The 12,343-nt window shown below is 74.8% G+C and carries 15 protein-coding genes; 11 read left to right on the forward strand and 4 right to left on the reverse strand.

Features of this window, described 5'->3' with window-relative positions; genetic code table 11:
• Window positions 1-2: 2 nt before the first annotated feature.
• The 3 genes from AC6JBM_RS12640 to AC6JBM_RS12650 all read left to right on the forward strand — a co-directional run bounded on the left by AC6JBM_RS12640 (window position 3) and on the right by AC6JBM_RS12650 (window position 1,503).
• Window positions 3-338, forward strand: a complete 336-nt coding sequence (locus AC6JBM_RS12640) for a hypothetical protein (protein ID WP_497983790.1) — start codon at window positions 3-5, stop codon at window positions 336-338.
• Between the two features lie 37 nt (window positions 339-375).
• Window positions 376-906 carry a GAF domain-containing protein gene (locus tag AC6JBM_RS12645; protein WP_497983791.1) on the forward strand — a complete coding sequence of 177 codons (531 nt, stop codon included), beginning with the start codon at window positions 376-378 and terminating at the stop codon, window positions 904-906.
• Window positions 907-978: 72 nt separating this feature from the next.
• Window positions 979-1,503, forward strand: a complete 525-nt coding sequence (locus AC6JBM_RS12650) for a hypothetical protein (protein ID WP_497983792.1) — start codon at window positions 979-981, stop codon at window positions 1,501-1,503.
• On the opposite strand, the gene AC6JBM_RS12655 is transcribed toward AC6JBM_RS12650, so the two are convergent.
• Window positions 1,500-2,144, reverse strand: coding sequence for a TetR/AcrR family transcriptional regulator (locus AC6JBM_RS12655; protein ID WP_497983793.1), 645 nt, complete (start codon window positions 2,142-2,144; stop codon window positions 1,500-1,502). The genes AC6JBM_RS12650 and AC6JBM_RS12655 overlap by 4 nt on opposite strands.
• A 56-nt stretch (window positions 2,145-2,200) precedes the next feature.
• Between AC6JBM_RS12655 and AC6JBM_RS12660 the strand changes: the two genes are divergently transcribed.
• From AC6JBM_RS12660 to AC6JBM_RS12680, 5 genes are all read left to right on the forward strand, one after another.
• The gene (locus AC6JBM_RS12660) at window positions 2,201-2,494 is read left to right on the forward strand and encodes a hypothetical protein (RefSeq protein ID WP_497983794.1); all 294 of its coding nucleotides are present in this window, start codon (window positions 2,201-2,203) and stop codon (window positions 2,492-2,494) included.
• Window positions 2,494-3,279 (forward strand): class I SAM-dependent methyltransferase, encoded by a 786-nt coding sequence (locus AC6JBM_RS12665; protein WP_497983795.1) that lies wholly within the window; start codon window positions 2,494-2,496, stop codon window positions 3,277-3,279. Before AC6JBM_RS12660 ends, AC6JBM_RS12665 begins: the two co-directional genes overlap by 1 nt.
• Window positions 3,280-3,283: 4 nt before the next feature.
• Complete coding sequence (gene lgt / locus AC6JBM_RS12670) at window positions 3,284-4,156, forward strand: prolipoprotein diacylglyceryl transferase (RefSeq protein WP_497983796.1); 873 nt, start codon at window positions 3,284-3,286, stop codon at window positions 4,154-4,156.
• A 126-nt stretch (window positions 4,157-4,282) separates the two neighbouring features.
• Complete coding sequence (locus tag AC6JBM_RS12675) at window positions 4,283-5,689, forward strand: RDD family protein (protein ID WP_497983797.1); 1,407 nt, start codon at window positions 4,283-4,285, stop codon at window positions 5,687-5,689.
• A gap of 341 nt (window positions 5,690-6,030) precedes the next feature.
• Window positions 6,031-7,524: a DUF7402 domain-containing protein gene (locus tag AC6JBM_RS12680; RefSeq protein ID WP_497983798.1), complete on the forward strand. Its 1,494-nt coding sequence runs from the start codon at window positions 6,031-6,033 to the stop codon at window positions 7,522-7,524.
• Between the two features lie 51 nt (window positions 7,525-7,575).
• On the opposite strand, the gene AC6JBM_RS12685 is transcribed toward AC6JBM_RS12680, so the two are convergent.
• Complete coding sequence (locus AC6JBM_RS12685; RefSeq protein ID WP_497983799.1) at window positions 7,576-8,241, reverse strand: dienelactone hydrolase family protein; 666 nt, start codon at window positions 8,239-8,241, stop codon at window positions 7,576-7,578.
• An 86-nt stretch (window positions 8,242-8,327) separates the two neighbouring features.
• On the opposite strand from AC6JBM_RS12685, the gene AC6JBM_RS12690 reads away from it, so the two are divergent.
• From AC6JBM_RS12690 to AC6JBM_RS12700, 3 genes are all read left to right on the forward strand, one after another.
• Window positions 8,328-8,969 carry a phosphoribosyltransferase gene (locus tag AC6JBM_RS12690; RefSeq protein WP_350624692.1) on the forward strand — a complete coding sequence of 214 codons (642 nt, stop codon included), beginning with the start codon at window positions 8,328-8,330 and terminating at the stop codon, window positions 8,967-8,969.
• A gap of 119 nt (window positions 8,970-9,088) precedes the next feature.
• Window positions 9,089-10,045 carry an NAD(+)/NADH kinase gene (locus AC6JBM_RS12695; RefSeq protein WP_497983800.1) on the forward strand — a complete coding sequence of 319 codons (957 nt, stop codon included), beginning with the start codon at window positions 9,089-9,091 and terminating at the stop codon, window positions 10,043-10,045.
• A gap of 61 nt (window positions 10,046-10,106) precedes the next feature.
• A complete protein-coding gene (locus AC6JBM_RS12700; protein WP_497983801.1) occupies window positions 10,107-11,480 on the forward strand; it encodes an NAD(P)/FAD-dependent oxidoreductase in 1,374 nt (457 codons plus the stop codon).
• Here AC6JBM_RS12700 and AC6JBM_RS12705 read toward each other — a convergent pair.
• A complete protein-coding gene (locus tag AC6JBM_RS12705) occupies window positions 11,411-12,019 on the reverse strand; it encodes a hypothetical protein (RefSeq protein ID WP_497983802.1) in 609 nt (202 codons plus the stop codon). The genes AC6JBM_RS12700 and AC6JBM_RS12705 overlap by 70 nt on opposite strands.
• A 22-nt stretch (window positions 12,020-12,041) precedes the next feature.
• Window positions 12,042-12,296, reverse strand: coding sequence for a hypothetical protein (locus AC6JBM_RS12710; RefSeq protein ID WP_497983803.1), 255 nt, complete (start codon window positions 12,294-12,296; stop codon window positions 12,042-12,044).
• Window positions 12,297-12,343 lie beyond the last annotated feature (47 nt).

A 12,343-nucleotide genomic window follows, 5' to 3' on the forward strand; every position in this document is an offset into this window, starting at 1 on the left:
CTGTGACCGATGTGAACACGGGGCCGTACGAGATGTCGCGCCCCGACCTCGCCGAGGCCCGCGAGTCCCTGCACCGCCTCTACGGCGCGGGAACCGAGCAGCTGTGGAGCGACCTGCTGCGCCAGGCCCAGCTCACCGGCCGGGAGACGGATCCGGCGGCGCTGGAGCGGCTGATCGCGGCGATGCTCGCCGCCGACCCCGTCACCGCGCTGTGCGGGCGCAGCCTGGCCATCCGCGCGGCGACGTTCGTGCGGCTCTCGGCCGTGCACGACCTGATCCGCGAGCGCGAGCGCGATCTCGACGCGTCGGCCGCGGTTCCGGGCGGCGGGCCGGGGTAACCGTTTATGAGCAGGCATCGCGGAACGGGGGACACAGATGGACCGGCACAGTGAGCAGATCGCCAACCTGGAGCGGATGCGCGGGCTGGCCACGTACGACCTGTTCCATCCCGGCCTGGGCGAGCGCCTGCAGGCCATCTGCCGGCACAGCGCCGAGCGCCTGGGGATGCCCATCGCGGCCGTCCAGGCCGTGCTCGACACCGCGACCGCCACACTGGCCGCCACGGCGACGATCGGCGCCTCCGACGGCGAGCACCTGCTGGTCGCCACCGGCGGCGGGCCGAACGAGTTCGCGTTCTGCCCGCAGGTGGTCCTCGACGGCGCGCCGTTCATCGCCGAGGACCTCGCGCAGGACCCGGCCCACAGCGCGAACCCGATCGTGCGGGCGGGCCTGATCCGCTCGTACGCGGGGGTCCCGCTGCGGCTGCCGGCGGGCCACGTGCTCGGCTCCCACTGCGTGATGGGCGGGGAGCCGCACGCGTTCACCGACGCCGACCTGGCCGACCTGACCACGGCCGGCGACGAGGTGATGGCCGCGATCCGCGACTACGAGCTGGTGCGAGCCTGACCCGCCCCACCCGGCCGTTGCCGACCTGACCCGCCCGGCCCGCCCGCGTCCCGCCGCTGGCATGATCGCGCCGTGCCATTGTTCAAACGCCGTCCGCTGCCGCCCGTCCAGCGGCTCATGGCCGCCGCCGGGCTGCCCACCGCCGGCGGCGCGATCCCGGTGCCGGACGTCGTCATGGAGGTGCTGCGCCGCGAGGGCGGACGCATCGCTCCGGCGCTCGCCGCGGCCGAGGACCTGCTCGGCGGGGACGAGGTCGCCCAGCGGGAGGCGCTGCGCTTCGTCGAGGGGCTGCAGAACGCCGCCTCGCACGGGTCCGCGGACCTGCTGAGCACCGACGAGCTGCTGCCGCTGCGCGGGCCGCGGACCATCGCGGCCTGGGCGGCGATCGAGCGGTTCTGGGCCGCCGTCGTCGCCTGGTGCGACGAGCAGGGACACGAGCTGGACTCCAGCGAGTCGCTGCGGGTCGTGCAGAACCCCAGGCTGCGCGGGATCGTGTGGCCCGGGTGCCGGAGCCTCCCCGACGGGCGGCTGGTCCTGCTCGCCGAGGTGCTGCGGTACGAGCTGGCGACGGGCGAGTCGATGGCCTGGGTGCGTTAGGCGGGGCCGAGCAGCGCGGCGGCGACGGTGTCGACGTACCAGCGCTCGTACCGCTCGACGCTCCACCCCCGCTGCCGGACCAGCCAGTCGTAGTTGCGGATGTCCATGGCGAGCCACAGCACGTCGGCCGCCGACTCGAGGTCGTGGCCGGGTCGCAGGTCCCCGGAGCCGGCAAGGTCGGTGGCGAACATGCGCATCCCGTGCCGGCGCTCGTCGGCGTTCTTGCGCCAGATCTCGGCCGCGTCCGGGTCGGCGCTGGCCGCCCCCGCCAGGGCGATGAGGACGTCGGCGAGCCGCGCGTTGACGCCGGAGAGGTGCCGGGCGTAGCGGGCGAGCTTGGCCCGCGGGTCGGCCAGCGCCCGGATCTCGGCGACGAAGTCCCGCTCGGGCAGCGCCACCGGCTCGTCGTCGCCGGCGATGGTGACGTCGACCAGCTCGGAGAGCAGCTGGCGCTTGCTGCCGAACACCGCGTAGACGGTCTGGATGGCCACGCCCGCCTCGGCCGCGACGGTGGTGAGCGGGGTCGCGGCGTAGCCGGGGTCCACGAACAGCTTCGCGGCCGCGCCCAGGATCGCCCGCCGCGTCTGCCGCGCCTGCTCCTGTCGCCGAGCCGACTCGTACCGACGCTTGACAGCCACCATTGTAGGGTAGTCCTCTATTGGATAGAGGTTCACTCTATTCAACGGAGGTGGTGGCGATGCCGTTCGGTGTCGTGCAGGACATGCCCGGGGTCAGCGAGGAGATCTTCCGCATGGTCGAGCGCAACCTCGGCCCGGACCGCCCGCCGGGCCTGCTGGCCCACGTGGCCGGGCCGATGGAGGGCGGCTGGCGGATCGTCAACGTGTGGCAGGACGAGGACGCGTTCCGCCGGTTCCAGTCGGAGCGGCTGGTGCGGGCCGCGGGACTCGCCGCGCAGCAGGACGGGTTCGACCCCGCGCTGGCGGCCGGCTTCCGGGTGCTGACCGTCGACGGCGACGAGATGCCCTTCTGATGTCGGGCTTCTGGTCGCAGGCCGCGCCGGGGTGGGTCCGGCACGCCGAGCGCACCGACACCGTCGGACGCCCGCTGGGAGCCGCGGCGATCGAGTGGCTCGGGGCCGGGGCCGGGCGGCGGATCGTCGACGTGGGCTGCGGCTGCGGCGGCTCCACGGCCGAACTGGGCGCGGTCGGCGTCGACGTCTCCGCCGAGATGATCGCCGCCGCCCGCCGCCGCTTCCCGGACGTCGCGTTCGTGTGCGCCGACGTGGAGGCCGTCCGGGAGATCCCGGGCGCGCCGTTCGACGCGGCCTTCTCCCGGACCGCGCTGATGCTGCTCGCCGACTGCTCGGCCATCCGCCGCTCGCTGCGCCCGGGCGCCCCGCTGGCGGCCACCGTCTTCCGGGACGCGGCCGCGAACCCGTGGCTGCCCGCGGCCCTGCTCGGCGCCGCACCGCACCTGGGCGCGCTGCCGCCGCTGCCGGTCGGCGACGAGCCGGGCCCGTTCGCGTGGGCGGACCCGGGCCGCGCGTACCGGATCCTCGCCGCGGCCGGCTTCGGCGTGATCGCGGTCGAGCCGGTCGACGTCGTGCTCGAGCCGCCCGACGAGCCCGAGATCGTCGCCGAGTGGCTCATCGAGCTCGGGCCGGCGGGCCCGCCGTACCGCGCCGCGGGACCGGACGGCCGGGCGGCGGCCCGTGCGGGGGCGGCCCGGCTGCTCGACCGCTTCCGTGTCCCGGGCACCGGCTACCGGCTACCCGCCGGGCTGTGGCTGGTCACCGCGCGCGCCGTGCAAGAGTAGTCCGATGGAGCTTCAGCCGCTGCTCGCCGCCATCCCCAGCCCGGCGCGGGGCGTGTGGCACCTCGGCCCGGTGCCGATCCGCGCCTACGCGCTGTGCATCATCGCCGGGATCATCGTCGCCGTCTGGTTGACGCAGCGGCGGTGGGTGGCCTCCGGCGGCCGCGGTGAGGACGTCGTGGACGTCGCCATCTGGGCGGTTCCGTTCGGCATCGCCGGCGGGCGGATCTACCACGTCGTCACGGACCCGGAGTTGTACTTCGCCGAGGGCCGCAGCCCCATCCGCGCGCTGTTCATCTGGGACGGCGGCCTCGGCATCTGGGGCGCCATCGCGCTCGGCGCGGTCGGTGCCTGGATCGGCTGCCGGCGCCTCGGGATCTCGCTGCCGTCGTTCGCCGACGCCGCCGCGCCCGGGGTGGCCCTCGCGGAGGCGATCGGCCGGCTCGGGAACTACTTCAACCAGGAGCTCTACGGGCGGCCGACCAACCTGCCGTGGGCGCTGCGCATCGATCCCGCGCACCGCCCGGCCGCGACCCGCGACATCGCCCTGTACCACCCGACGTTCCTGTACGAGGCGCTGTGGTGCCTCGGCGTCGCCGCGCTCGTGATCTGGGCCGAGCGCCGCTTCCACCTCACGAACGGGCGGGCCTTCGCCCTGTGCGTGGCCGCCTACACGGTGGGCCGGGGGTGGGTCGAGATGCTCCGCGTCGACACCGTGAACCACATCCTGGGCCTGCGCCTGAACACCTTCACGAGCGCGATCGTCTTCATCGCCGCCGTCCTCGTGCTGTGGCGCACCCGCCCCCGGCCCAAGGCGGAGCCCGACCTCGTCAGCGCCCAGACGTCCGCAGGGGATTCAGGAAGCCCGGACCGAGAATGATCACGAACAGGGCCGGCGCCTCCGCCCACCCGCCGGTGACCGCGGTGCCGGACCTGGTGCCGAGGTAGCCGACGGCGGGGTTCGTCGGGCGCCACAGGGGCGGGGCATGCTCTAAGGTGAGTCATCGTGTTCGATCCCTCGTACCAGCCGCAGCCCTGGGTCGTTCCGGCTCCGGTTCCGCCCGCCGAGGTCGTCACGGAGCCCAAGCGGGCCGGGCTCGGGCGCCGGCTCTTCGGATGGTGGATCGACTACCTGATCGTCATGGTGCCCGGGCTGGCGCTCGTCGCGTTCGCGTTCTGGGACCTGGTGCGCGGGCTGCCCGAATACGTCGGCGGGGTCGCGGCTCAGGCCGGGGTCGCCCGGCTGGTCGGGCTCGTCACGCACCGCGGCGCGGGCGAGGGCGGGCTGCGGGCGGTCGCCTCCGGCCGGTGGTTCGAGCTGGCGTTGCCGCTCATCCTCGCCGTGCTCGCGGTGCCGGTGCTGCAGTTCGCGTACCAGGGGTCGATGCTCGCCTGGCGGGGCGCGACGCTCGGCAAGGTGCTCGCCGACACCAGGGTGGGCACGGCCGGCGCGGGCGGGCGGTTCGCGCTGCGGCGCGCGTTCGCCACGACGCTGGTCGAGACCGGGCTGGTCGGGATCGGGCTGGCGCTGGCGGTGTACGGCGAATTCTCCTTCGGTGTCCTCGTGCTCGCCGTCGCCACGCTGGTGTGGTGGGTGAACCTGCTGCCCGCGTTCGGGCCCCGGCACCGCACGCTCGTCGACCGCGCGGCCGGCACGATCGTGGTCCGGCGCGCCCTCTACGCGCAGGTCGCGGCCCGCGCCGCCGAACTCGCCCGGCGCACCTCCGGCGCCGCGGTGGTCGCCGGCCAGCGGGCCTCCGGCGCGGCGCTGGTCGCCGGTCAGCGCGCTTCGGGCGCGGCCGTGGTCGCCGGTCAGCAGGTTTCGGGCGCGGCGCTGGTCGCCGGGCGCATGGGCGCGGACGCGGCGGTGGTCGCGGCTCAGGTTGCGGCGGAGGCGGCGGCCGCGGCCCGGCGGCGCGGCGCGGAGCACCTGCCGGAGGCGGCGCGGCGGACCACGGACGCGGCGGCGGCCGCGGCGCGCAAAACGGCCGCGGCGGCGGCGGACGCGGCGGCGGTCGCGCGGCAGGGCGCGGAGCGGCTCATCCAGACCGCGCCGGTGCAGCAGGCGCTCAACTCGAAGGTCGGGCAGCAGTCGCAGGCCCTCGGCGCGGCGGGGGCGAAGCGGGCGCGGGAGCTCGGGGACCGCACGGCCGGGGTCGCGCGCAAGGTGGGCGGCCGGACGCAGCAGCTGTGGCAGGAGCGCCAGGCCGCCCGCGCCGCGGCGGCGGCCCCGACACCGCCGCCCGACTCGACCCCGACGCCCGACTCGACCCCGACGCGCGACTCGACCCCGGTCCCGCCGCCCGCCTCGGGCCCGGAGCCGGCTCCGCGACCCGCGTTGCCCGCTCCTGAGCCGAACCCTGCGACGCCGCTGTGGGCTCAGACCGAATCGCGGGACCAGCGGCCGGGGTAGGCGTCGCCCGCCTGCGATCACCGCCGGACTGATCGAAATCGGCCCGGCCGGTGGTCGCGATACGCGCTCAATGGGCTTCCCGATGATCGTGATCGGACTGCCGCGCGGCGGCGGGCGGCGCGCGCGATGGCGAACCTCGCGGGGGAGTCCGTGAACCTTTCACGTCGAAAGGTTTTCGGCGCGCGCGGGCTGACTTTGGTGGCGGTTAAGTCTTGGCACAAGTCGTCACAAGCATTGACTTGCGGCGATCGGTGCCGCCAGGGTTTTCGAAAAGGCTTTCGTCGATGTCTCCCATATGGGGCAATCGACGTTCGTCTCACCCTGGGAAGGGAGATCGCCTCATGCCCAGATCCGGACCCACACGGATCGTCGTCGCCGTGGTCGCCGCCGTCGGCCTCGTCGTCACCGGTATCCTCGCCGGCACCGCCTACGCCGGCGAGCGGACCAGCCGGACCGCCGACCTCACGGCCGTGCCGGCCGACGAGCCCGCGAAGGGGCTCGTGTACAACGGCCTGCAGCGCCGCCCCGCCGGACCGTGCGGCGCCGGCCTGCTCGAGGTCAAGGGGACCAGCCCCGTCATGTGCACGCACGGCCCGGACGCGCCGCCGGCCGGGCTGCAGGTCAAGTCGAGCATCCAGCCGCTGGCCGCGGCCGCGGCGTCCACCCAGGCGCTTGCCGTCTGCGAGGGCGACGGGACCAGCGGCAAGCGCGTCGAGGTCCTCTACGTCCACGGCTCGACCAGCCGGTACGCGCAGTACTTGGAGACGTTCCGCACCCTGGCCGAGGGCGTCGACACGATCTTCAACGAGAGCGCGAAGGAGACCGGCGGGGAGCGGCACGTGCGGTACGTGACCGAGACCGTCAACGGCGCCTGCCGGCCCGTGGTCCGCGACGTGACGATCGCCGACTCCGCCCTGAACGCGAACGACTGGGCGCCGCTGCTCAACGCGGTCAAGGCGGCCGGGTACACCCGCACCGACCGTAAGTACCTGCAGTTCGTCGACGCCAACGTGTACTGCGGCATCGGCGGGCTCGCGGGCGACACCACGAAGAGCGACGCCAACCGGTCGAACACCGGCCCGGAGTACGCCCGCGCCGACAACGGCTGCTGGGTCGCCGGCGTGGCCGCGCACGAGCTCGGCCACACCCTCGGCGCCGTCAACAACAACGCGCCCAACGCGTCCGGCTTCGGCCACTGCGTCGACGAGTGGGACGTCATGTGTTACCAGGACGACCCGAGCGTCGTCATCCGCACGGTGTGCACCAACCGGTCGCACGACGACCGGCTGGACTGCAACCACGACGACTACTACAGCACCAACCCGCCGACCGGCTCGTACCTGTCGAGGTACTACAACGTCGCCGACAACCTGTTCCTGATCAAGGGCGGCCAGTCCCAGCCCGACAGCAACCTCGCGCGCTCGGCGACACCGTCGGCGTCGTACACGTCGCCGTGGGAGTCGGTGAACGCCATCAACGACGGGATCGACCCGCCCTCGTCCAACGACAGCGTGAACCCGCGCTGGGGGACGTGGCCCAACAGCGGGCAGCAGTGGGCCGAACTGCAGTGGACGGGCGCCCAGACGCTCAAGCGGGCGCAGGTGTACCTGTTCGACGACAACCAGGGCATCGACGTGCCCTCGAGCTGGAAGCTGCAGTACTGGACCGGCAGCGCGTACGCCGACGTGCCCGGGGCGAGCGGCTACCCGGTCACCGCGAACGCGTACATCACGGTGACCTTCACCCAGGTCTCCACGACCCGGCTGCGGGTGCTGCTGCAGTCCAACGGCACCAACTCGGTCGGCCTGCTCGAGGTGAAGGCCTACGCGAGCTGAGCCGCCCGGCGGAGCCAGGGGCGGGCGCGGCGCTTTCCGGCCGCGCCCGTCTCAGGCGTCGGGGAGGTAGTCGTCCAGGTTCAGCTCGACGTGGGCGAGGTGGCGGGCGAACCACTGCGCCGCCGCGCCCGCGACCTGGCCGAGCGTGCCGGGCTCGGAGAACAGGTGCGTCGCGCCCGGCACGACCCACAGCGCCGACTCGCCGCCGAGCTCGCGATCCGCGGCGCGGTTGAGCTCGAGGACCGCCTCGTCGCGTTCGCCGACGATCAGCAGTACCGGTGCCGTGACCTCGGGCAGGCGAGAACCGGCGAGATCGGGGCGGCCGCCGCGCGAGACCACCGCGCGCACCTGGCCGGGGCGCTCGGCCGCGGTCAGCAGGGCGGCGGCCGCGCCGGTGCTCGCGCCGAACAGCCCCAGCGGGAGCCGGCCCGGCACCGCCAGGCCGGCGATCCAGTCGGCGACACCGGTCAGCCGCTCGGCGAGCAACCCGATGTCGAAGCGCGCGTCGAGCGGCGACTCGTCCTCGGCCGGCGTGAGCAGGTCGGTCAGCACCGTGGCGAGCCCGACGCCGTTGAGGCGCTCGGCGACCATGCGGTTGCGCGGGCTCAGGCGCGAGCTGCCGCTGCCGTGCGCGAACAGCACCAGCCCGCGCGAGTCCGGCGGCACGGTCACGTCGGCGTCGAGCACGACCCCGGCGGACTGGATTGCAGTGCTCATGGGATCCGCCTACCCGCCGGTCGACCGATCACGCATGGCCGCGCCCGGAGCGGGTAGAGGGTTCGGTACCGCCTGAGGAGGCCGCGATGCTGTTCGCCGACCGTACGGAGGCCGGGCGGGCCCTGGCCGTGGAGCTGCAGCGGCAGGGACTGGCCGGCGATGAGCCGCTGGTGCTGGCGCTGCCCCGCGGTGGGGTACCCGTCGCCGTGCCGGTGGCCGAGCGCCTGGGTGCCGAGCTCGACATCGTCATCGTCCGCAAGATCGGGGCGCCCGGGCACGTGGAGTTCGGCGTCGGCGCGATGGCCGAGGACGGGCCGCCCGTGTTCGACGACACCGCCCTGCGCTACCTCGGCCTGACCGCCGCCGACCTCGCCCCGACCGTCGCCGCCGAGCGGGCCGAGCTGGACCGGCGGGTCGCGCGCTACCGCCGGCGGCGGCCGGCCCCGGCGGTCGCCGGCCGCCACGTGGTGCTCATCGACGACGGCCTGGCCACCGGGGTCACCGCCCACGCCGCCGTGCGCTGGCTCTCGGCGCGGCGCCCCGAGCGGATCGTCCTGGCCGTGCCCGTCTGCTCGGAGCAGGCCCGCGAGCGCCTCGCCGAGGCCGTGACCGTCGTCTGCCTGCACACGCCCGAGAACTTCGCCGCGGTGGGGCAGTGGTACACCGACTTCGCCCAGCTCACCGACGCCGACGTGGACGCGGCGCTGAGCCGGCACGCGCACACCTGAGCCGCACCCGGGCACGGCCCCGCGGCGGTGCGCGGCGGCGGCAGCGGGCACACCGGTCGCATGCGCGTCCGCGCGGCCCCGCGGCGGTGCGCGGCGGCGGGAGCGGGCAGACTGGTTGCATGCGCGTCGAAGACAAGGTCGGCACCGTCGGGCTCGTGCTGCATCCGCGCAAGCCGGTCGCCGAGTCCGTCGCGGCGATCCTCGCGGCCGCGGGTGAGCATCCCGTCCGGGTCGTCGCCCGCGAACGGGACCGGGAGCGGCTGCCCGACGCCGTCGGTACCGTCGCCGACGACGCGTTCGTGGCGGACGTCGACGGGCTCATCGCGCTCGGCGGGGACGGCACGATCCTGGGCGCGATGCGGCTCGTCGTCGACCGGCCGGTGCCGATTCTCGGGGTCAACCACGGCAATCTCGGGTTCCTCGCCGAGGTCTCGCCGCCCGAGCTGCCCGCCGCGCTCGCCCGGCTCGCGGCCGGCGACTTCACGATCGAGCGGCACGCCGGGCTCGAGGCGAGCGCCGACGGGCAGGCGCTGGCGACCGGGTTCGGCTTCAACGACGTGGTCCTCGCGCGGGCGGTGCGCACCGGGGCCGTCTCCGTCGACCTGGCCGTGAACGACGTGCGGTACGGCTACTACAAGGCCGACGCCGTGGTCGTGGCGACGCCGACCGGCTCGACGGCCTACAACTACGCGGCCGGGGGCCCGGTGCTGTCGCCGTCCTCGGACGCCGTCGTCGTCACGCCGGTCGCCCCGATGGCGGGCATCAGCCGCGCGGTGGTCCTCGGCGCCGGCGACCGGGTGAGCCTGACCGTGGCCCCGGACAGCGCGCCGATCGCGGTGGATGTCGACGGTACCGCCGCCGCCACCCTCGGCCCCGGCGACCGCATCACCACGACCCTGCGCCGCGCCGCGGCCGAGATCGTGCGCTTTTCCGCCGCCGAGCACGCCAGCCGCAGCCGGATCAAGCTCAGCCTGCTGGACCTGCCCCTGCGCCCCGACCAGCTCCTGGAACTCATCCCCCCGGCCATGCGCCAGCGGGCCCACGACGCCCTCACCAGCGGTGATACAGAACGCTGACAGCCGGACAGTGTCTCGTTGCTGACGGCCGGTCACGAATCGGTCAACATAATTGGAGGGCATGTCCGACTCTCAGCGCCACGCCATCGTGCTCGGGGGCAGCATCGCGGGGCTCACCGCCGCCCGCGCCCTGCTCGACTCCTTCGAGCGCGTCACTGTATTCGACCGTGACACCCTGCCCGACGGGCCGACGCCGCGCCGCGGCGTCCCCCAGGCCGAGCACGCCCACGGACTCCTCGCGCACGGCCGGCAGGTGATCGAGGAGCTCTTCCCCGGAATCGTCGACGAGCTCGCCGAGCACGGCGCGGTTCCGCTCGACCTGCAGCGCGACGGCGTCTGGGTCTTCGGCGACCGGCCCGCACCCCGCGCCGTCTCCGGTCTCGCCGGGCTCTGCGTCAGCCGGGCGCTGCTCGAGTCCGTGCTGCGCCGGCGGGTCGCGGCGCTGCCCGGCGTCGTCGTGCTCGACGGCCACGAGGCCACCGGCCTGCTCTTCGACGGCGCCCGGGTCACCGGCGCGACCGTCCGGCCCGCGCACGGCGCCGAGCACGAGGTCCACGCCGATCTCGTCGTCGACGCCACCGGGCGCGGCAACCGGGGCGTGACCTGGCTCGCCGCGCTGGGCTTCGAGCGGCCGGTCGAGGAGCGCATCGACGCCGGCACGGTGTACGTCTCCCGCGAGTACCGCCGCGTGCCCGGGCGCGAGGACTTCGCGGCGATCCTGAACGCGCCCGGCGGGCCCGCGCGGCCCTACGGCGGCATCGCCCTCGGCGTCGACGGCGACCGGTGGATGGTCACGCTGCTCGGCGTCGGTGCCGGGCAGGCCCCGCCCACCGACCCCGACGAGTTCCTCGAGTTCGCCGCCAAGCTGCCCGACCCGGGGCTGCACCGGCTCCTGGCCGCGTCGGAGCCGCTGGGCGACCCGGTGCGGCTGCGGCTGCCCGGCAGCGTGCGGCGGTACTACGAGCGGATGACCCGGCTGCCCGAGCGGTTCGTGTCGATCGGGGACGCGGTGTGTGCGTTCAACCCGGCGTACGGCCAGGGGATGACGGTCGCCGTCGCCCAGGCCCGCGCGCTCGGGCTCGCGGCCCGCGACGGCATCGACGGGCTGCCGCGGCGCTTCTACGCGCGGGCGGGGCGGATCGTGGACGTCCCCTGGGACATGTCGGCCGGCGGGGACCTCGCCTACCCGGACGTGGAGGGGGCGCGGACGCGGCGGATGGAGGTGCTGAACGCGTACGTCGCCCGGGTCCAGCGCGCGACCGGCGTCGACGCGGCCGTGGCCCGGCGCTTCCTCGAGGTCTCGAACCTCATGCGCCCGCCGCAGTCGCTGCTGACCCCGGCCATGGTCGCGCGGGTGCTGCTGGCTCAGCGTGCCAGCAAGGCCCAGAGCGCGACGAGCGCGAGCAGCAGGGCGACCGCCGCGATCGGCCAGTAGGTGCGGGAGGCGTCGGCTTCGGGTGCCGGCTCGGGCTCAGGGGCTCGGACCGGCACCGGAGACGTCTCCACGGCCGGCTGGGGTGCCGGTGCCGGTGCCGGGATCGGGATGGGCATCGGCGCCTGGGCGGGGACCGGCCCCGCCTCCTGGGCGCGTCTGATCAGGCGCGCCACGCGCTCGCTGGCGGCGCGCATCCGGGCCGCCTCCTTGCCGGTCAGCTTCCGGCCCGCGATGATGCCGCAGGCCTGGGCGACGGCGACGACCAGCACCGGGTTGCCGACCAGCTCGCGGTGCCCGGTGAACAGCGCGGCGATCATGTTCCGGTCGACCCGCAGGCCCGGCGCGAGGCGGTGCGAGCGGATGACCTCGGCCAGGTAACGGCGGGCGCTCTTGGTGCGCCGCTTCGGCAGGTCCCGGCCCCGCGGGCGCTTGCGGCTGCTGCGGTGCTCGGCCCGGGCGACCAGGGCGCTCAGGGCGGCCACGAGGGACTCGACGGCCTCGTCGGCTTCCTGCCACCGCCGCGTTACAGCATCCGACAACCTCCGTGCCCCCTTTCCCGGATCAACCTTCCAGATTCGGGGGCGTATCGCCAATCGGCAGCCACATCAGGGTGGCGGGGTAGAGGGCCTCGGCGGTGGTGAGGGCGTCCTGCGCGGAGCCGAAGACCGCCACCTCGATGCGCCCGTCGGCCAGGAACCAGCTCGTCACCGCGTGCCCGGCCAGCTCGTGCCCCCACGCGACGACCGATAAGTGGCCGTCGTCCTCGGGATCGGCGACGATGCCGAACAGCCGCGGCGTCTTGTCCAGCACGGTCACGCTCGCAACCCCTGTTCGTCTCGGCAAGATGCACATGCAACTGCAGA

Source organism: Dactylosporangium thailandense, assembly GCF_059739745.1.